The sequence below is a fragment of the Rhizobium sp. 62_C5_N11_2 genome, assembly GCF_051811185.1.
Taxonomy (GTDB): domain Bacteria; phylum Pseudomonadota; class Alphaproteobacteria; order Rhizobiales; family Rhizobiaceae; genus Rhizobium; species Rhizobium leguminosarum.
This window is the reverse complement of record NZ_JBPWPW010000001.1, coordinates 3,392,917-3,412,905: the sequence shown is the minus strand read 5'-3', so window position 1 is coordinate 3,412,905 and position 19,989 is coordinate 3,392,917. Positions and strand designations below refer to the sequence as shown.

The 19,989-nt window shown below is 61.1% G+C and carries 18 protein-coding genes; 10 read left to right on the top strand and 8 right to left on the bottom strand.

Features of this window, described 5'->3' with window-relative positions:
• Positions 1-77: 77 nt before the first annotated feature.
• Positions 78-779 (bottom strand): sugar transferase, encoded by a 702-nt coding sequence (locus AB8B31_RS17045; protein ID WP_018446932.1) that lies wholly within the window; start codon positions 777-779, stop codon positions 78-80.
• Between the two features lie 470 nt (positions 780-1,249).
• On the opposite strand from AB8B31_RS17045, the gene AB8B31_RS17040 reads away from it, so the two are divergent.
• From AB8B31_RS17040 to AB8B31_RS17020, 5 genes are all read left to right on the top strand, one after another.
• Positions 1,250-1,987, top strand: coding sequence for a Crp/Fnr family transcriptional regulator (locus tag AB8B31_RS17040; protein WP_018446931.1), 738 nt, complete (start codon positions 1,250-1,252; stop codon positions 1,985-1,987).
• Positions 1,984-3,333, top strand: a complete 1,350-nt coding sequence (locus AB8B31_RS17035; RefSeq protein ID WP_171820908.1) for a glycosyltransferase family 4 protein — start codon at positions 1,984-1,986, stop codon at positions 3,331-3,333. The genes AB8B31_RS17040 and AB8B31_RS17035 overlap by 4 nt, the downstream gene beginning before the upstream one ends.
• A complete protein-coding gene (locus tag AB8B31_RS17030; RefSeq protein WP_028733241.1) occupies positions 3,330-4,574 on the top strand; it encodes a glycosyltransferase family 4 protein in 1,245 nt (414 codons plus the stop codon). The genes AB8B31_RS17035 and AB8B31_RS17030 overlap by 4 nt, the downstream gene beginning before the upstream one ends.
• A 78-nt stretch (positions 4,575-4,652) precedes the next feature.
• On the top strand, positions 4,653-6,134 hold the full coding sequence (locus AB8B31_RS17025) for a lipopolysaccharide biosynthesis protein (protein WP_028733242.1): 1,482 nt from the start codon (positions 4,653-4,655) through the stop codon (positions 6,132-6,134).
• 50 nt (positions 6,135-6,184) lie between these two features.
• Positions 6,185-7,012, top strand: a complete 828-nt coding sequence (locus tag AB8B31_RS17020; protein ID WP_026188509.1) for a glycoside hydrolase family 16 protein — start codon at positions 6,185-6,187, stop codon at positions 7,010-7,012.
• Between the two features lie 25 nt (positions 7,013-7,037).
• Here AB8B31_RS17020 and AB8B31_RS17015 read toward each other — a convergent pair whose 3' ends face one another.
• The 6 genes from AB8B31_RS17015 to AB8B31_RS16990 all read right to left on the bottom strand — a co-directional run bounded on the left by AB8B31_RS17015 (position 7,038) and on the right by AB8B31_RS16990 (position 13,105).
• Positions 7,038-8,111 carry an ABC transporter ATP-binding protein gene (locus AB8B31_RS17015; protein ID WP_028733243.1) on the bottom strand — a complete coding sequence of 358 codons (1,074 nt, stop codon included), beginning with the start codon at positions 8,109-8,111 and terminating at the stop codon, positions 7,038-7,040.
• A complete protein-coding gene (locus tag AB8B31_RS17010; RefSeq protein ID WP_028733244.1) occupies positions 8,108-9,037 on the bottom strand; it encodes a PfkB family carbohydrate kinase in 930 nt (309 codons plus the stop codon). The genes AB8B31_RS17015 and AB8B31_RS17010 overlap by 4 nt, the downstream gene beginning before the upstream one ends.
• A complete protein-coding gene (locus AB8B31_RS17005) occupies positions 9,038-10,060 on the bottom strand; it encodes an SIS domain-containing protein (protein WP_131647648.1) in 1,023 nt (340 codons plus the stop codon).
• On the bottom strand, positions 10,057-10,902 hold the full coding sequence (locus AB8B31_RS17000) for a carbohydrate ABC transporter permease (RefSeq protein ID WP_012758755.1): 846 nt from the start codon (positions 10,900-10,902) through the stop codon (positions 10,057-10,059). The genes AB8B31_RS17005 and AB8B31_RS17000 overlap by 4 nt, the downstream gene beginning before the upstream one ends.
• Positions 10,902-11,786, bottom strand: coding sequence for a carbohydrate ABC transporter permease (locus AB8B31_RS16995; protein ID WP_018243353.1), 885 nt, complete (start codon positions 11,784-11,786; stop codon positions 10,902-10,904). The genes AB8B31_RS17000 and AB8B31_RS16995 overlap by 1 nt, the downstream gene beginning before the upstream one ends.
• A gap of 80 nt (positions 11,787-11,866) precedes the next feature.
• Positions 11,867-13,105 carry an extracellular solute-binding protein gene (locus AB8B31_RS16990; protein ID WP_018243352.1) on the bottom strand — a complete coding sequence of 413 codons (1,239 nt, stop codon included), beginning with the start codon at positions 13,103-13,105 and terminating at the stop codon, positions 11,867-11,869.
• Between the two features lie 222 nt (positions 13,106-13,327).
• Here AB8B31_RS16990 and AB8B31_RS16985 point away from each other — a divergent pair, with 222 nt between their 5' ends.
• From AB8B31_RS16985 to AB8B31_RS16965, 5 genes are all read left to right on the top strand, one after another.
• Entirely contained in the window at positions 13,328-14,539 is a 1,212-nt protein-coding gene (locus AB8B31_RS16985; protein WP_131647649.1) for an ROK family transcriptional regulator, read from the top strand.
• 357 nt (positions 14,540-14,896) lie between these two features.
• Positions 14,897-16,252 (top strand): extracellular solute-binding protein, encoded by a 1,356-nt coding sequence (locus AB8B31_RS16980; protein WP_018243350.1) that lies wholly within the window; start codon positions 14,897-14,899, stop codon positions 16,250-16,252.
• A 213-nt stretch (positions 16,253-16,465) separates the two neighbouring features.
• Positions 16,466-17,350 carry a carbohydrate ABC transporter permease gene (locus AB8B31_RS16975; protein WP_018446921.1) on the top strand — a complete coding sequence of 295 codons (885 nt, stop codon included), beginning with the start codon at positions 16,466-16,468 and terminating at the stop codon, positions 17,348-17,350.
• 10 nt (positions 17,351-17,360) lie between these two features.
• Positions 17,361-18,275 (top strand): ABC transporter permease subunit, encoded by a 915-nt coding sequence (locus tag AB8B31_RS16970; RefSeq protein ID WP_018446920.1) that lies wholly within the window; start codon positions 17,361-17,363, stop codon positions 18,273-18,275.
• Positions 18,276-18,287: 12 nt separating this feature from the next.
• Positions 18,288-19,397 (top strand): sn-glycerol-3-phosphate import ATP-binding protein UgpC, encoded by a 1,110-nt coding sequence (locus AB8B31_RS16965; protein ID WP_130717668.1) that lies wholly within the window; start codon positions 18,288-18,290, stop codon positions 19,395-19,397.
• 72 nt (positions 19,398-19,469) lie between these two features.
• On the opposite strand, the gene AB8B31_RS16960 is transcribed toward AB8B31_RS16965, so the two are convergent.
• Positions 19,470-19,943, bottom strand: coding sequence for a cupin domain-containing protein (locus tag AB8B31_RS16960; protein ID WP_028733248.1), 474 nt, complete (start codon positions 19,941-19,943; stop codon positions 19,470-19,472).
• Between the last annotated feature and the right edge of the window lie 46 nt (positions 19,944-19,989).

Sequence of the window (19,989 nt, the reverse complement as noted above, 5' to 3'; positions counted from 1 at the left end):
GTGGCAGCTTGGAGGGGACGGAGGGAGTAGCATATCTTCCGATTTCGGGCATGATCGGCAGCTCTCCCCTTGCATGCTCAGTATGAGCCACGTTGTGAAAACAGAGCGGGAATGGTCTTGGCAATGATGACGAAGTCCCGGCCGAGCGACCAGTTGTCGAGATAGTGAACGTCGAGGGAAACCCGGTACTCGTAACTGACATCGTTGCGCCCGCTGGTCTGCCAGTGACCGGTCAGGCCCGGGCGCACGGCCATGTAGGCCCATACATGCTCGCCGTAGCGCGGCAATTCCTCGGCGGTGATCGGCCGGGGGCCGACAAGGCTCATTTCGCCACGCACGATATTGATCAGTTGGGGAAGCTCGTCGATGCTCGACCGCCGCAGAATCTCGCCGACTGCCGTGATCCTCGGATCGTCCTTCAGCTTGCGTGTCGCTTCCCATTCGCTTCGCGCAATCGGGTTGTTTTGCAGCAATTCGGCAAGCTGAGCACTCGCATCGGTCTTCATCGTGCGAAACTTGAGGCATCCGAACGGTGCTCCGCCGACGCCGATGCGCGTATGGGAATAGAAGACCGGGCCGCGGTCGCTTATCTTCACGATCACCGCGACAATCAACAGAAGCGGGGAAAGCAGGATCAGTGCAATGATCGCGATGAGAAGGTCTATCGCGCGCTTCGACGATCTGCCTGCCGCACGAGGCAGGGACGAATGGAGATCGCCGCCTTTCGCGGACCGTCCGACACGCGACCAGGCCTCGAAACTATGTGCTTCCCATGTCATCAGTGGTCTCCAAAATATTCCGATTAAGAACCATTCAAAGTTTGCTGCGCCGCACTCTTGTTGTCTGTTACCAAGGTCATAATCCTTAATAAATTCTTTATGCTACTAAACGGCATTCGAGAATTCCGACTAGTCCTCGATGGCCTCTTTTCATTGCAAATGCCAATATAACCTACTTCGAGGTGATAATCCGCAGGTATTCATTTATATTTTTGATATCCACATTTCTATTATTGCTTATTTTTAACTCATGAAGACTTTTTAATAAGCACCTGTCTTCAATCGTACAATCTATCTTCGATTCCGTCGAGATTTTGATTTCGATTGCTGATGTATTTTTGTTTTCAACTAAATGTAGACTTGATCTTTACGCTATCTCTCTGGGATGTTATTTGACACCCACATTAAGACAATATAAATGATGCAGTGCAGCATTTCCTATGGTTATTCGAGTACTCGGAGTTATGCTCATGGATGGGGCGACACACGCATCAGCTCGCAGGGCCGGCATCGGCAAGACGGCGATATCGGCTAACGGCAGCATTCATCTCAACAGCCGCATCGTCATCGACGACGAATTTCTTTCCTGCCGGTCGAGCGTCCGGCGTTTCCGGCGCGGCGAGGTCATCGCCGGGGCCGGCGTCCTCGTCGATACCTTCGCTCGCGTGCATTCGGGGGTGGTCAGCGCCAGCACGATGCTGCCCGACGGCAGGGAATTCATCGTCGAGATCATTCCGAAATCCGGCCTCATCGGCGAGCTCGAGGTTCTGCGCAGGCAGACGTTGAGTCTCGAATACCGAGCCGGTTCCAACTGCGAACTGCATTTCTTCGAAGGCCGGCTGCTGCGCGACATGTACGCCAGCGATCCCTGCTTTCGCGAAAAGGTCTTCTCCAGGGCGCTGGCGCGTATTTCAGAGCTCGAACTCCGGATCATTGCAAATGCGGCGTCGAGCCTGCAATCGAGGCTGGCCAGCACGCTGCTGCGGCTCTCCGCTGTTTACGGAAAAGATGCGGCAAACAGCGGGGACGAACTGATCATCTCGCAAAATGACCTGGCCGCAACGCTGCCGGCGTCTCGCGAGAAGGTCAATCAATGCCTGCGGCGCCTGCGGGAAAGCAAGATCATCGATGGGGGGCAGGGCAAGATCCGCATTCTCAACCGCAAGGCGTTGGAGGCCTGTGCCAACGGCGCGGTTTCGGTGAAGTGATGCGCCCATCGCTTCCCGGGGTTCTCCGATCTGCCACAAGCGTCGGCCGCTTTCCCGGCCCCGGCACGACAAAGATCGATCGCGTGGTCATCATCGACGACTATTCGGTGGCCAGAGGCGGTGCGACGGCGCTGGCGGTGCTGTCCGCCAAGCTTTTTCGGGGGCTCGACATCCCCGTGACCTATATTTGCGGGGATGACGCCGCCAATGCGGAGCTTGTCGCCCTCGGAGTCTCAATGGTCGGGCTGAACAGCCGCGACCTGCTCAGCGCCGAGCGTGCGAAGGCTTTCGTGACCGGCATTCACAATGGCGCCGCCGTTCGTATGGTCGCGAACTGGATTGCCGCAGAGGACACCGCCAATACCGTCTACCATGTCCATGGCTGGCACCAGATCCTGTCTCCCGCGATTTTCAAGGCGCTGGTGCGGGTCGCCAGACGATGCGTGGTTCACGCGCATGATTTCTTCACGGCCTGCCCCAACGGCGCCTTCTTCGACTATCAGGCGCAGGAAATCTGCCTTCGACGCCCGCTCGGCGGAAGCTGCATTGCGACGGCCTGCGACAAGAGAAGTTATTCGCACAAATTGTGGCGGGTTGCCCGTGGCTCCAATATCTTCCGGCTGCTGAAGGATCAGGCCGATTTCGGCCGGATCATCCTTCTGCACGAGAAGATGGCCGGCTTTCTCGTCGGCGCCGGATATCGGCCCGAACGGCTGACGACGATCCGCAATCCCGTCGCTCCGCTATCCATCAAACGCATCGAGGCGGAGGCCAATGAGGAGTTCGTCTTCATCGGGCGGTTGGATGAGGAGAAGGGCATTGAGGACGCCGTGGCCGCCACGCGCAAAGCCGGCGTCAAGCTCTGCGTGATCGGGGACGGGCCGCTGATGCCGCTGGTCGCAGCTTCGGGAGATCACGTCAGGGCCGTGGGCTGGCAGTCGCATGCGGAGATCGGCCCGACCATCCGCAAGGCGCGCGCCCTGTTGATGCCGTCGCGCTATCCCGAGCCGTTCGGCCTCGTCGCTATCGAAGCGGCCAGGAGCGGTCTGCCCGTCATCATGTCGCGCAGCGCCTTTCTCGCCGAAGAAATGCAAAGAGCCGGCATGGCGCTTGCCTGCGATACGGCTGACGAAAGCGCCTTTGCCGATACTTTGACGAGATTTAGCCAAATGCCGGGGCATGAGGTCCGCGCTATGAGCGAGCGGGCTTTCCGGCTGTCGCCGGATCTCGCCTCGACACACGAGGAATGGCGCGACGCGCTTCTTGCCGAATACCAAAGCCTGATTTCGACGAATGCGGTTCCCGAGCTGACAGACGGTGTGGCGATACAAGGAGTATTGAGTTGACTCTTAAAGCAACTACCTCTCTTCCCGACGCGAGAGCATTTCTCGGCGATGCGCCGGTGATGGCGAAAAGACGTGTCACGGAGGCCGGAAGCGCGAGCGATGCCAAGCAGCTTCGTGTCGCCATCGTGCATTATTGGCTGGTTTCGATGCGCGGCGGCGAGAAAGTCGTCGAAGAGCTGTGCCGCATGTTTCCGCAGGCCGACATCTTCACCCTCGTCTGCAACCGGGATCGCATCAGCGATTTTCTGAAGACGCGGAACATCCGCACGTCCTTCCTGCAGAAGATCCCCGGCGCGCAACGGCATTATACCAAGATGCTGCCGCTGATGCCCTTCGCGCTCGAGCAGTTCGATCTGCAGGACTACGATCTCGTGCTGTCGAGCGAATCCGGACCCGCCAAGGGCATCATCACGCGTGCCGACGCCCTGCATGTCTGCTACTGCCACTCGCCGATGCGCTATATCTGGGATCAGTTCCATGTCTACCGTCATGGCCTGCCCTGGGTGGGTCGCGCCTTGATGTCGATCACGGCACCCATGCTGCGCGCCTGGGACGTGACGACGTCCTCGCGGGTCGATGTGTTCGTCGCCAATTCCGATTATGTCGCAAGCCGCATCCGCCGCTTCTACGATCGGGAATCCATCGTCATCCATCCGCCCGTTGCGACTGAAGATTTTGCAGTGGGGAAGGGAAAAGGCGAATTCTATCTGTATGCGGGACAGCTGACCACTTACAAGCGGCCGGATATTGCCGTTCGCGCCTGCACCGAGGCCGGGCGGAAGCTGGTCGTGATCGGCGAGGGAGAGCAATTGGCTTATCTGAAGTCGATCGCCGGACCGACCGTTGAGTTTCTCGGCCATCAGCCCTTCAACGTTCTGCGCGACCACCTGTCGCGATGCCGCGCCCTGTTGTTTCCGGGCACGGAGGATTTCGGCATCCTGCCGGTGGAAGCCATGGCGTCAGGGCGGCCGGTCCTGGCTTTCGACGCCGGCGGCGCCAGAGAGACCGTTTCCTCGCCGCAGGTCGGGTTTCGCTTCGGGCAGCAGACCACGGAAGCTCTGTTGGAAACGATGGCGGCGTTCGAAGAGGTGGAGGACGATATCGATCCGCATGCAATCCGTGCGCACTCGCTGAAATTTTCTTCCGCCGTGTTCCGCGACCGTCTGTCCGGTCTCATCGAGCAACAACTGTCCACCCATGGCGACCGATCCGCCGACGTCTTCAGAAGACGGCCGGGCTGATGGGAAGGACGGAGCTGCCTGTCTTGCCGCTGCGACCGAAACCGTCTCAATCCGCCGACGAGGAATAAAAGATAGATCATGTCAAGCGTATCTCAGAGGACGGCGACGGCGAGTATCTGGACCATCAGCGGAAAATTCCTGGCGCGACTGCTCGATTTCGTCAGCCTCCTGATCCTCGCAAGGCTTTTGAGCCCAGCGGATTTCGGCCTGGTCGCCATCGCGACCTCGGTTCTGGTCATCGTCGAGACAATCCTGGACCTGCCGCTGACGCAGGCCCTGATGCGCCAGCCGTCGCCTTCGGACGATATGTTTGCCACGGCCCTTACCCTCAGCTTGCTTCGAGGCGTGGCCATCAGCACGCTGATGATGATCATCTCCTGGCCGATGGCTTTGATCTATGACGATTCCCGGCTTTTCTCTCTTGTCGCCGTGCTCTCCATCGCGCCTGCCATGCGCAGTGTGATCAGCCCGCGCATGGTTCTCTTCATGCAGCGGTTCGATTTCAAACGCGAGTTCGCACTCGATCTCATCACCAAGGGGTCGACGCTGCTATTCGGTGTCGGGGTGGCGGTCGCGACCGGCAGCTATTGGGGGCTGGCGATCGGCGCGGTTGCGGGCCCGACCGCTGCGGCGATCACCTCCTATGTCTTTGCGCCGATGCGACCGAGGTTCAGCCTTTCCGAGTGGAAGCACTTTCAGGACATGATCAGCTGGAACACCGTCTCGCAGGTGCTGAGTTCGATCAACTGGCAACTGGACCGGCTGCTTTTGCCGCGCTTTACCGGCTTGTCGACGTTCGGCGCCTTCAGCGTTGCCGACAATATCGCCGGTATTCCATACCAGACCTTCGTCGGGCCATTGTTGCGTCCGCTGATGGCGGCATTTTCGACCGTCGATGACCGTCGTAATCTGATCGCTGCCTATCTGAAGGCGACGAACGCGATCACCTTCGTGGCAGCGCCCATCCTCATCGCGCTCGCCCTGCTTGCCGAGCCGGCCGTGCGGATCATCGTCGGCGAGAAATGGGCATCTGCGGCGCCGATTCTGCAATGGCTGTGCATCGTCAGTTTGCTCGGTCTTCCCACGAACATGATGCCGCCATTGGCTATGGTCCTGAACAAAACCCGCTATCTCGCTCTCCGGATGTTTGCCGAGTTCGCTGTCAGGGTTCCGGTCACCATCCTGGGCATTGCCTATTTTCAGGTGGCAGGAGCACTGGGCGCGCGGATCGTGGCGGTGCTTGTCGCCTATGCCGCATCGCTCATCATCACGCGACGGCTGATCGGCGCGACGTTTGCCGCTCAGTTGCACGCCTTTTTACGGCCTCTGGCCGCAAGCTTGCCGATGATCGCTTTCCTGCTGTGGATCGAGCCGATGCTCTCCGCCATGCCTGCCGGCCTCAACCTTATCGTCAGCCTGGCGCTTTGCGGCGGAGCGGCAGTGGCGATCTTCTGGGCCTTCGCGTTGCTGCTGTGGCAGATTCTGGGAAGGCCCGACGGCATCGAGACCATTGTCGTCCAAAGGCTCATGCCGCGACGAAACGGGGTTCTCACCTTTTGATCGAGACAAGTGTAGTCCAACGATTGGTTTGGCGTTTTCGGAGGAGCAGAATGCGTTACGGGATATCTTCTAAGGCTCTGGGTTTGCTCATCGTTCTCGGTCTGGGGGCGTTGCCCGGCCAGCCCAGCGTGGCTCAGCAACCACTCAATATCAATGCGTATCAGCTAACGTTCGAGGAGAGTTTCGACAGTCTCGACGTCTCGGCCTGGGGAGAGAGAAGCTCCCGCTGGATTGCCCATACGCCCTGGAACGGCGATTTCGGTGACGCCCGTTTCACTGATCCAGCCCCCGGCTTTCCGTTTACCACCGATCAGGGAATTCTGAAGATCGAAGCGCGCAAGGAGGCCGATGGAACCTGGCGCTCGGGCCTGTTGTCGTCGGTGAACCCGAAAGGCGAAGGATTCTCGCAGCAATTCGGTTATTTCGAAGCCCGGATGAAGCTGCCGCCGGGTAAGGGCGTCTGGCCAGCCTTCTGGCTCATCGGGCTCGACCGGTCGAAATACACCTCCGAGATCGACGTGCTGGAATATTATGGGCGCGCGCCCTACGAATTCAGCATGGGCTTCCATATCTGGCGTCAGAGCCAGGGCGGCCAGAACAGCACCGGTGGCCATTGGCAAACCGTCCAGGACGGAATTCTGAACAGCGAATATCACACCTACGGCGTCGATATCCAAGCTGACAAGACGAGTTTTTATCTCGACCGTCAGTTCATCTGGAGCTTCGACACGCCGAAGGAGTTCCACATGCCGTTCTATCCGCTGGTGAACCTGGCACTCGGCTCGGGTTGGCCGATCGATGAAACGCCGAATCCTTCCATTCTGCTTGTCGACTATATTCACGTCTACCAGCGCAAGCCCACCGACGCGGCAAATTGAAAAGCCGGGGATAGCCGTTCCGTCGCTAACGGCCGCAGCTGAGGCCGGTTTGCGGGTCGAAGAGATGCATTGCTTCCTCGTCGAAAAAGAGGGTGAGCTTTTCGTTGTCGCGGATTGGCGTGCGTGGCGGCAGGCAGGCCATCAGGCGCTGATTTCCGGCAAGGGCGGTGACGACGAGTTCCGGGCCGGTCAGTTCTGCCACCTCAAGGATTGCCTCGATCGATGGGCCGGTGCCGTCTGTGCGAAGCGCCTCGGGACGAATGCCGAGGATAAGTTCGCGGCCATTGCCGGCCGTCTCGCGGAAGCGGGCGGGCAGGGGCAGGCTGGCATCGGAGCCTGAAAGCGCCAGGCGGCCGTCACGCACCGTTGCCTTCAGCAGGTTCATCGGCGGCGCGCCGACGAAGGTTGCGACATAGAGCGTTGCCGGATGGTTGTAGATCTCCTCCGGCGTGCCCAGCTGCTCGATGCGGCCGTCGCGCATGACGGCGATGCGGCTTGCAAGCGTCATTGCCTCGATCTGGTCATGGGTGACATAGACGACCGTGGTCTTCAGCATCTGATGCAGCCGCTTGATCTCGGTGCGCATCTCCATGCGCAGCTTGGCGTCAAGGTTGGAGAGCGGCTCGTCGAAGAGGAATACCTCAGGCTTGCGCACCAGCGCACGGCCGATCGCGACGCGCTGGCGCTGGCCGCCGGAAAGCTGGCTCGGCTTGCGGTCGAGGAGGTTTTCGATCTGCAGGAGCCTTGCGGCATCGCGCACGGCATTGTCGCGCTCCGGCGCCGGCACCTTGCGCATTTCCAGGCCGAAGCCGATATTCCGGTGCACCGTCAGATTGGGATAGAGCGCGTAGGATTGAAAGACCATGGCGATATCGCGGTCCTTCGGATGTACGCTGAGCACCGAGCGGCCGCCGATCCTGACATCGCCGCTCGTTGCCTCGGCAAGGCCGGCGATGATGTTCAGGAGGGTGGACTTGCCGCAGCCGGAGGAGCCGAGCAGCACCAGGAACTCGCCGCTTTCCAACGAGATGTCGATACCTTTCAGCGTGTCGACATCGCCATAGGTCTTGCGGATGTTCTGAATTTCGAGCGCGCTCATCGCACAGGCACCTCGGGAGATGACGGGCCGCCATAGTTGCGGGGAAGGGTGGATATGGCGCGCGAGGCGACTGCGGTTCCCGCCTGCAGGCAAGAAATCAGCGGCTCATCGCTTGCGAGCGCGGCGAGAAAGGCGGCGTTGAAGACATCGCCGGCGCCGATCGTATCGACGACCTCGACAACGGGTGCAGCCACCGAAACCAGCAGGCCGTCCGGCCCGATCGCGAGAGCGCCGTCGGGGCCGCGCTTGACGACGATGATCGCACCCTCCGGCATATGCGACCTGGTGTGACGGGCCGCCTCGACCGGATCGGCAATGTCGGCAAGTGTCGTCGATTCGACCTCGTTCAGAAGCGCGATACCGCTGCGAGAGAGCCATGCGCGTGTCGCTGCGCAATTCTCGTCTGTCCAGCCGTCGAGCGGCCAGCCGGTATCGAGCGCGACGGTGATGCCATGGCTGTCGGCCCAGTCGAAGAAGGCGTCATAATCCGCTGTCAGGTCATCGGTCAGGAACGAGCCGCAGAGAAGGGCGTAGCCGCCCTGCAGCCTAGCGCCGTCGATGACCGCGAGGACATCCGCCAGGCTGAAGCGCGGCAGGTGGCCTTTTGTCGTGAAGAAGGTGCGCTCGCCGTCCGGATGGGTGATGCCGACGGAGAGCGTCGTTTTCTCAGGATGTACCGGCCACTTGTCGGAACGGCGGCCGAAGGCTTCGCTCAGCCAGCGGCCAAACTGGTCACTGCCGATATTGGCGGCGATCTCGAATTCGACGCCAAGCGCTTGCCAGGCGAGCGCGCTGTTGCCGGCGGCGCCGCCGACCCGTAACTCATCATGATCGACGATGATTTCCGTCCCGGCCTTTGGCCAGGGGGCGGCCGGTCCAAGGATCAGGTCGATGTTGACGTTGCCGATGACTGCAAGCGGCCGCATTCATTCGCTCCGGGTGATCTTGGTGGAGCGGACCGGCGTTCCGGCATACTCCACGCGGGCGTCGGCAAAGGCGATCATCAGCCGCTGGGCGACCGGCAGCATGGCGAAGATCGCAGCAAGACCGGTTGCAGGGGCAAAGCGGATCGTCACCGCGCCGGCGACCGACGCTTCGCCCGAGGCGTCGAAAAGGATGACGGGGGCGCCGGTCTCGACAGCGGATGTCGCCATTGCAGTCACCAGGCCGGCCGTCTCGTCGAAGCCGCGAAACAGCACGACACCGATCTCCGGCCCCAGCATCTCCATCGGTCCGTGGCGCAGCTGGCCGCCTTCGAGCGAGAAGCAGGGACGACGCGACAGTTCCGTCAATCCGAGCGCCAGCGCCTCGGCGATACCCTGCAGCCGGCGGCCTGACGTGACGATGGTCGCGACATTTTCGAGCGCGGTGAGCGCGGCGGCGATGTCATGGTCTTCCGGTGCCTTGAGGGCGGCAATCGCGGCGTCTGGATCTTCGCCGAGGGCAGCGAGGATTGCCAGATGCAGGGCGAAGGTCACCGTCAGGCTCCGGGTCGCGGCGAAGGCAAGCTCGGTGCCGCCGGCGCCAATGAGTGACGGGGCGGTTCTTGCGAGGAAGGAGTTGCCTTCGAGCGTCAGGCCGAAGGTCTCCTCGGTGCCGCCGGTTTCGTTAAACCATCGCAGAACCTCGGCGCTTTCGCCGGATTGCGAGGTGACGAAGATCGTCCTGCCAGCGATCGGCAACGGCTGGCCGAGCTGCTCGGACAGCGGCAAGGCGAGGGCATCGATGCCGCATGCACGATAGAGCGGCTCGACGGCGCGGTTGACGGCATGCGAACCGCCCATTCCGATGAGCAGCAGCCTGCCGGTCTTCTTCAGCGAGGTGGCGGCCTTCGCCGCCATCGGCTGGGCCGCTTCATAGGAAGCGATCGCATCGGCATGTTGGCGGGCCATTTCGCGATCGATCGCGGCAAGCCCGGCCGGCCGGGTTCTTTCTGCTGTCATGTTCATCCCTTGACGCCGCCGCTGGTGAGCCCCGAAATCAGGGCGCGTTGCATGACGAGGCCGATCAGCACCGGGGGCAGGGCGGCGAGCACGCCTGCCGTCGCGATCAGTCCATAATCGGAAACGCGGCCGCCGGCGAGATCGGCGATGGCGACGGTCAGCGTTTTGGCGCGCTGGTCCGAGGTGAAGAGCAGCGCATAGAAGAATTCATCCCAGGCAAGCAGGAAGGCAAAGAGGCTTGACGTCGCCATCACGGGGGCGGCGAGCGGCAGCGTGATGATCCGCAGCGTCTGGAACAGGCCGGCGCCGTCGATCATCGCGGCAGATTCGATCTCGCGCGGGATGGAATCGAAACCCGATTTCATCAGCCAGGTGGTAAAGGGCGCGAGAATTGTCAGATAGACGAGGGCGAGGCCGAAGACGTTGTTCAGCATGCCGAGATGGGAGAGGCCCATATAGAGCGGCACGGCGAGCGCGACCGGCGGCAACATGTAGGTGGCGATCACCATCGACAGCGACCAGCCGACCGAAGGTGTGCGCGACACAGCCCAGCCGGCCGGAATGGCGAGCGCGATGGCGGCGATCGTCGCCATGCCCGCCACTTCGATGCTGTTGCGCAGCGACGAGGTGAAGGCGGCGCCGGCGCTGTTTTCGATCGTCGAAAGCAGTACGCCGTAACGAGAGAAATCCACCGTCTGCGGCCACCAGCGCAGCGGCTTTGCGGCAAGGTCGGCGGCCGGCGAGATGCTCATGATGAACAGCCACAGGATCGGCGCCAGGATGACGGCGGCAAGCAGCAGCGCGCAGAGATGAATGAAAACAGAAAAGAGTGGGCTCTGGCGTTCCATCAGGCCGCACTCCCGGCGGTCTTGCGCACCAGAGCGGCGTAGCCGGCAGCAAGCAGCGTCACCAGCAGCGTGACGATCAATGCCAGTGATGCCCCCGAGCCTGCCCGCTGGAAGGAGAAGGCTTCCTGGTAGACCAGGATCGACAGCGTGCGCGTGCTGTTGGCCGGGCCACCGCGGGTCATGACCCAGATGATATCGAAGACCTTGAAGGCTTCGATCGTGCGCAGCACCAGGGCCACCATCAGCGGGCCGACGAGATAGGGCAGGATGACGAAGCGGAAGCGGGCGAAAGCGCCGGCGCCGTCGACCAGCGAGGCGGCGGTGATGTCGCGCGGCACGGCCTGGAGTGCGGCCAGTGCGATCAGCGCCACCAGCGGAAAATTCTTCCAGCAGTCGGCGACGATGAGGGCCGCCAGCGCCGTGCCCGGTTCTCCGAGCCAGGAGCGGTAGGCCTCCAGCAGGCCGAGTTGGGTCAGCGCGGCGTTCAGTGCGCCGTATTCCGGATTGTAGATCAACCGCCAGAGCGTGGCGTTGACGACGGTCGGCAGTGCCCAGGGCAGGATCATCAGGGCGCGAAGCGCGGTGCGGCCGCGAAACTGCTGGTTCAGCAGCAGAGCTGCCAGAACGCCGATCACCATTTCGGCGGCGACCGAGACGATCGCGAACCATGCGGTGGTGATCAGGGTGCGCTGGAAATTCGAGCCTGAGATCATCTTCGCGTAATTGTCGATGCCGACGAAGTTTCCTTCCGTGCCGACGAGCTTGGCGTCGGTGAAGGAGAGGCCGACGGTATCGATCAGAGGCCAGCCGATGACTGATATCATGACCACGAGAAGCGGCAGCATCAAAAGCCACGCGCGGGTTGTCAGCCAAGTGCCCGACATCAAGGCGACCCTTCTTCATTCACAGGTTATCGAGATCGAACCGGGCGACGGTGGGCGCCGCCCGGGGTTTCGTGCTTTGCTCAGAGGCCGCTATTGTCGGCGGCTGACTTCAGCGCATCCTCGGGAGAGGACTGGCCGAGCAGCGATTCCTGGATCGCCTGCTGCAGCGCGGTCGAGAGCTCCTGATATTTCGGCGTCGTCGGACGCGGATACATGGCCGCAAGGCCGATCTTGGCGGCGGAGATCAGCTCTTCCTGGCCCTTGGTGACCGCCGGGTCCTCATAGGAGGACGCCCAGATCGGCAGGCTCAGCTTGGCATAGGCATTCTGCGTCGCCTGCGACGTCATGAAGGTGATGTATTTCCAGGCCTCATCCGGATGCTTGCTGGCCGAGGTGATGCCGAGGCCCATCGAGCCGTTGACGGCCGAAGCCTCGCTCTTGCCGGCAACACCCGGCGCCGGCACGACGCCGACCTTGCCTGCGACCTTGCTGTCTTTCGGATCGTTGGCCATGTTGTACATGTAGGTCCAGTTCAGCGCGAAGGCGGCATCGCCGTTTTCGAAGACCTTGCGGACGTCTTCTTCCAGGAATTCCTTGGAATTCGGATTGGTGAGGCCCGAGGAATAGCTGGAGACCATGTATTTCAACGCATCGAGGCCGCCGCCGGTCTGGAAGGCCGGCTTGCCGTCCTTCAGGAAATCGCCGCCAAAGGCGCTGACGAGCGTGGTGTAGTCGCAGATCGCGGCTTCGGCTTGCGACCAGCTCCAGGCGATCGGCGTGGCGAGCAGGCCCTTGTCCTTGATCGTCTTTGCCTGTTCGGTCAGTTCGTCCCAGGTCTTGGGCGGGGTCTTGATGCCGGCCTTTTCGAGGATTTCCTTGTTGTAGAACAGGTATTTGGTGTCGAGGATCCACGGCATGCCGTAATATTTGCTATCATATTGCACTGTGGTCCAGGCGCCCGGCAGCACGCCTTTCTTCATCTCGTCGGTGACGCGCGAGGAGACGTCGACCAGCACCTTGTTGGTGGCGTATTCGGCCGGCCAGATGACGTCGAAGAGGACGACGTCGTAGCCGCCGCCGGAACCTTGCGCCAGCACCGTCTTGTCGTGCAGGCCTTCATAGGGAACGAATTCGAGATTGACCTTGATGTCGGGGTTCGCCTTGGCGAAGGCGTCGGTCATGGCGCGGACATCGGCCTCGCTATAGGCGGCCTGCGCCATGAAAAGCGCGTTCAGCGTGGTTTCGGCGAAAGCGTGCGGCGCAAGGGATGCGCCGATCAAGGCCGCACCCAGAAGCGTCTTGTTAAAGGATTTCAGCATTGCAGCCTCCAGTTTTTGACATTTACGCATTGCCGAGGGCGGTCCTCCGCCATCGGTGTTCGAGAAGGCACGCGCGAAAACGTGCCTGTTCGTCGTCTCGGAGCGTCGTCGGAGCGCCTTGCGGGCTCCTGCGTTCCCTGGAACTCTCCGGTTCCTTATTAAGTCAAGTGTCTTGACTTATTACTTCTTCAACATTCTATTGGAGTCAAGAGGGAATTGCACATGAATGACAGCCGCCCGATCCGGGCCAAGAGCGGCACCAATCACGAAGGCACCAGCGCGCATAATCGGCGCGTGATGATCGATGCCCTGAGGATCAACGGTGCGCTTTCACGCGCTGATCTGGCGCGGGCGACGCGGCTGACCAAACAGACGGTGTCGAATATCATCGAGGAACTCGAGCGCGACGGTCTGGTCAGTTCGCAGGAGGCGGTGAGAAGGGGCAGGGGCCAGCCGTCGACACCCTACGGCCTGGTGCCCGAGGGCGCCTTTGCGATCGGCCTGCAGATCGACCGGCATGTGACGCGGGCGGTCGCCGTCGATCTTGTCGGCAGCGTTCTCGTGCGTGATGAGGCCGGCCTCCCACCAGGCGGTCCGTCGAACGGGACGAAGGTCATCCTCGATCTCGTCGCCAGCGTGCGGTCAAAACTTGCCGGGATCGTCCAGCAGTCGGAAAAGCGGCTGGTCGGTCTCGGCGCCGCCATGCCAGGGCCCTTCGGGGTCGCCGGCAGCGGCGACGATCCGTGGATGATGGAGACCTGGCAGAAATTTCCGTTGTTGGAAACGCTGACTGCCGGCACCGGGCTTGATGTCGGCCTGCAAAACGACGCGGCGGCGGCGGCGACCGCCGAGCGCATGGTGGGAGCCGCCCATGGCCTCGACCATGCCGTCTGCCTCTTCGTCGGTTATGGCATCGGCGCCGGCCTCATTCTGAACGGCGAGCTCTACCGCGGCGCCAACGGCAATGCCGGCGAGATCGGTATGGCACTGTTGTTTGCCGACGGCAAATCGACGCCGCTCGAACATCGCGCTTCGCTCGCCTCGCTCTACCAGCATCTGTCGATCGATCCCGCCGATCCCGGCCTTTATGCACGGATCAACGATCTCGCCTTGAGGGGCGATCAAAGCATCCACGCCTGGGTCGAGGCGGCAGCAATGGATCTGCGCTGGAGCATCCATCTCCTTGAGACGCTGTTCGATCCGCAGACGGTGATCCTCTGTGGCAGCGCGCCGGAAGCGTTGGTGAACAGGTTGATTGCGGCAATCGGCCCGTTGCTGCCCTCGATCGCCGAGCGTCGTGGCCGGACGCTGCCGCGCCTGCAGCCCGGCATGGCCGATCCTTGGTCGGTGGCGCTTGGTGCTGCCGCCGGACCGATCAGCCGTGCATTCGATCCCCGTTTTGCGGCGATCCTGAAGGATTCCCTTCAATCCTGAGGTCTAAATCCTGAGGTTGCACACCAGTGCAACGGCAAAAATGTCAGCGTTTTGCAAGTTTCGTTGCGGCGGAGCAGGCGAATAACGGCGCTCCGTCGTAATATAAATAAATATTAAATATCCCCTAAGAATCCATTGTTTCGAATATAGGTGTAATTTATTGACTACATGCTGAAGCAATCGGCGAAATTTCTCTAAATATTTCCCCGAGGTTGGCGAATAACGACTGTATGAAGGTTTTATGACAACTGGAGTTCGCTCATTTCATGTCATGTAATATTCATTGGCCGCGGCAATTTGAACCAGCTAATAGGGCGTGCGCTGAAAGTGCGCGTCCCTTTTACGTTCGAGGTTCTCATGCAAGCCAAGCTTCTCGGCGCCGTTGGCGCCCTTCTCGCTACAGCGTTTCTTGCTGGTCCCGCTGCCGCCGCCGATAAGACCAAGATTGACTTCTGGTTCGGTAATTCCGGTGACATTGCAAAGCGTGTCCAGGAGCAGTGCGATCGCTTCAACCAGTCGCAGGCCGACTACGAAGTCGTCTGCACCAGCCAGGGCAGCTACGACGCTTCCCTGCAGAACACCATCGCTGCCTTCCGCGCCGGCAAGCAGCCGACCATCGCCCAGGTCTCCGACGCCGGCACGCTCGACATCATGCTCTCCGGCGCCTACTACCCGGCCAACAAGCTGATGGCCGACATGGGCTACACGGTCGACTGGAACGACTATTTCTCCGGTATCTCCGGTTACTACGCGACCTCGAAGGGCGAGATGTACTCCTTCCCCTTCAACTCCTCGACCGCTCTGCTCTACTGGAACAAGGACGCCTTCGCCAAGATCGGCAAGGATCATGCTCCGGCAACCTGGAAGGAAGCAGGCGAAGACCTCAAGGCTCTGAAGGATGCAGGCTATGCTTGCCCGCTCGGCTTTGACATCTCCAACAACGAAGTCTGGCAGTATATCGAGCAGTTCGAAGCCGTAAACGGCGAAGCGATCGCCACGAAGAAGAACGGCTTTGAAGGTCTCGACGGCGAGCTGGTGTTCAACAAGAACCCGCTTCTCGTCAGCTACGTCAAGGACCTCAAGTCCTGGTACGACAACAAGCTTGCCGTCATCAAGAACAAGGCTGTCGGCCAGACCTTCGTCGAAGCTTTTGCCGCTGGCGATTGCCAGGTCATCCTGACCTCGGTCGGCGACCACGGCAATGTTGGCCGCACCGCCAAGCAGGGCATGAACTGGGGCGTTGCCATGCTCCCGACCTACGGCGACGCAACCCGCCACAGCTCTTATGTCGGCGGCGCTTCGCTCTGGGTTCTGAAGGGTCATTCCGACACTGAATACAAGGCTGCCGCTGCCTTCTTCAACTTCATCGCAAAGCCGGAAGAAGCTCTTACCTGGTCGACCGTTACCGGCTACATCCCGGTTCGTAACTCCGGCTTCGAATATCTGAAGAAGCAGGGCTTCTACGACAAGGCTCCTTATGCCGGCCGCGAACTCGCCATTCAGAGCCTGACCGCTTCCCCGGCTGGCGACGCGGCTCCGCACGGCATCCGCCTCGGTGGCCTGCTGCAGGTCCGCACCGAAATCGCCAATGGTCTGCAGGCAATCTTCGTCAACAATGCCGATGTCCAGGCTTCGCTCGATGGGGCTGCCGAACGCGGCAATACGCTGCTGCGTCGCTTCCAGCAGACCTACAAGAACGTTCAGCTCCCCTGATCGCTTGATATGAGCCGCACCCGGCCCGCGTTTCGCGCGCCGGGTGCGTCTTTGTAAGTTCTTTAGTCGGCCGCGGATGCGAACTCCCCGCCCGCGCCTAAAGCGCGCCGCTCGCGCTTTAGATCATTATTTCGACGCATGTCGTTACCGCAAAACCGCTGCACACTTTTGCTCGACATGCTTTAAACCAAACCAGGACGAAAACGACCACTCATGGAAAAGCGCGTCACTTTCTCCTCAACGACGATCGGACTGCTCTTCGCATTTCCGATGCTGTTGCTGATCTTCGTCTTCTTCTATTGGCCGAGTGCGCAGGCGCTCTATTGGGCGTTCACGCTCGAGCAGCCATGGGGCGGCGGCAATGCCTGGGTCGGTTTCGACAATTTCAGACAGCTGCTCACCGATCCGATCTATTGGGACTCGATCACCCGCAGCATGATCTTTGGCTTCAGCTCGACGGCCATTGCCATGGGGCTGGCGCTCATCCTGGCGCTTTTGACAGATCGCGAACTGCGCGGCCACAAGGTCTACCGGTCCGTCTTCATCTGGCCTTACGCAATTGCCGCTCCCGCTCTTGGCCTCGCCTTCCGCTTCATCCTGGCTCCGGAAGCCGGCCTTCTGTCGGTTATCAACCACGTCTGGCCCGGCCTCTGGAACCCCGCACTCGACGGCAAGGATGCGATGATCGCCGTCATCGTCGCCTTCTCCTGGAAATATATCGGCTACAACTTCATCTTCTTCCTCTCGGCGCTGCAAGGCATTCCGCGCTCGCTGATCGAGGCCGCCGCAATGGATGGTTCGGGGCCGATGCGCCGGATCTGGGATATCCAGCTGCCCCTGCTGACGCCGACGCTGTTCTTCCTGCTCGTCATCAACATCACCGAGAGTTTCCAGGATTCCTTCGGTATCGTCGACGTCATGACGCAGGGCGGCCCGGCGCGCGCCACCGAGCTCATGGTCTACAAGATCTATTTCGACGGCTTCAGAGGTCTCGACTATTCGGGCGCCGCAGCGCAATCCATCATCCTGATGGTGCTCGTCGTCCTTCTTACCATCTTCCAGTTCCGCTTCATCGAGCGGCGCGTGCACTACAAGTGAGGTCGCGGACATGATCGAACGCACGCCGATATTCAACTTCATCTGCTATACGCTTCTCGCGCTCGGCATGGTGATCGCGCTTCTGCCTTTCGCCATCGTCATCATCGCGTCGACGCTGGATCTGGAGACGGTCAATCGCGTGCCGCTGCCGCTCACTCCGGGCTCGCATTTCTGGGAAAACGCTGAGACGGCCTGGGTTCGCGCCGATCTCGGCAACAAGCTGTTCCACAGCATCATCTTCGCCGCAACGGTCGGCGCCGGCAAAGTCATGCTGTCTTCCATGGCAGCCTTCTCCATCGTCTACTTCCGCTTCCGTGGCCGGTACGTGATTTTCTGGATCATCTTCATCACGCTGATGCTGCCGCTGGAAGTCCGCATCGTGCCGACCTATTCGATTGCGGCCAACGCGCTGCAGCCTTTCCAGACGATCCTCGACTTTACCGGCATAAGCTGGCTCGTTGCACAGATCACCGGCTTCCAGATCAAGCTCGAGTGGGGCCTGCTGAATTCCTATCCCGGTCTCGTTCTGCCGCTGGTCGCGACCGCGACCGGCACCTTCCTTTACCGGCAGTTCTACCTGACGGTTCCCGACGAACTTGCTGAGGCCTCGAAGATGGACGGATCGGGCCCGGTCCGGTTCTTTTGGGATATTCTGCTGCCGCTTTCGCGGCCAAACATGATCGCGCTCTTCACCATCATGTTCGTCTGGGCCTGGAACCAGTATCTCTGGCCGCTGCTGATCACCACCGATCCGAAATTCGGAATCGCCGTGACGCAGCTCAAGACCCTCATCCCGTCCGAATTCGGTCTGCCCGACTGGAACGTCGCCATGGCCGGAACCCTGATCATCATGTCGCCGCCATTGATCCTCGTCATTTTGATGCAGCGCTGGTTCGTACGCGGCCTTATCTCCACCGAGAAGTGAAGGAGTATTCCCTTGGCACCGATCTCCATTCGTGGCGTGAAGAAAAACTACGGCAAGAATCCCGTCGTTCACGGCGTCGATCTCGACATCCAGTCCGGCGAGTTCATCGTCATCCTCGGCCCCTCCGGCTGCGGCAAGTCCACCCTGCTGCGCATGATCGCCGGCCTCGAGGAAATCACTGGCGGTGAAATCGCCATTGACGGCCGCGTCGTCAACCAGCTGGAACCGCGCGAGCGCGGCTGCGCCATGGTGTTCCAGAACTATGCGCTCTATCCGCATATGAGCGTTGCCGAGAATATCGGCTACGCATTGAAGGTGGCCGGCGTCTCGAAGGCGGAGCGGAGCCGGCGCATCGGCGAGGTCGCCAAGGCGCTCAGCCTCGAACCCTTCCTCGAACGCCGGCCGGCCGCTCTTTCCGGCGGTCAGCGCCAGCGCGTCGCCATGGGCCGCGCGATGATCCGCGAACCGAAGGTGTTTCTTTTCGACGAACCGCTGTCGAACCTCGACGCCAAGCTGCGCATCGCCATGCGCGCCGAAATCCGCCGCTTGCACCGTCGTCTCGGCGCCACTTCGATCTTCGTCACGCATGACCAGACCGAAGCGATGACGCTGGCCGACCGGCTGGTGGTGATGAACGGCGGCAGGGTGGAGCAGGTCGGCACGCCGGAAGAGGTCTATCATCATCCGGTCTCGCGCTTCGTCGCGGGCTTCGTCGGCACGCCGGCGATGAACCTGCTCGAGGGCACGATCAATGACGAGGGCGTCTTCGTCTACGATCAGAGCCGCAAGGTCGTACTGCCGCGCGAACGCGCTGCACCGCTGAAAGGCAAACGCGTCGTACTCGGCATGCGCGCCGAAGCCGCCCGGCTGGTGGCCCCGGATGCGCTCGGCGCCCTCACCGCAACGGCCGATTTCATCGAAGAGCTCGGCGCGAGCCGCGTCGTGCACGCCGATTTCGACGGGCTGCCCTTTGCGGTGGCGCTGACCGAGGCCGTGAAGGTGAAGTCGGGAGATCCGATCGGCATCGCGATCGATTACGACCAGATCCACCTCTATGCCGCCGATACCGGCCGGATCATCGAGAACCCTGTTATGAAAGGCGCAGGCGCCGTCCCCGCCTAAAGCGGTCTGCGATGATCCTTGCAGAGCGTTCGGCGGCTGAGGATGTCAGCCGCTTGCTCGAACGTGAATTGCCTATCGGTGGATTGGGTCGATCCACGCGACGTCTTCCGGCTTTTCGACCGGCTCGATGTCGAGATTGACGACGACCGGTTCCTGGCCTGAGCGGACGAGCACGCATTCCAGCGTCTCGTCGCGGCTGGCGTTGATCTCCTGATGCGGCACAAAGGGCGGAACGTAGATGAAGTCGCCGGGGCCGGCCTCGGCAGTATATTCCAGATGCTCGCCCCAGCGCATGCGGGCCCTGCCCTTGACCACGTAGATGATGCTTTCGAGATCGCCGTGATGATGGGCGCCGGTCTTGGCATTGGCATGGATCGTCACCGTTCCCGCCCAGATCTTCTCGGCGCCGGCGCGCGCATTGTTGATCGCCGTCGCGCGGTTCATGCCCGGCGTCTGCGCGGTGTTCGGATCGAGCGAATTGCCGGGAATGACCTTGACGCCATGTTCCCGCCAGTCGACATGATGCTGCTCGTGGTCGTCGCTCATGCCTTGCCTCCAGCTTCGATTTGGTCAGTCTAGGCCGGCGCCGGGC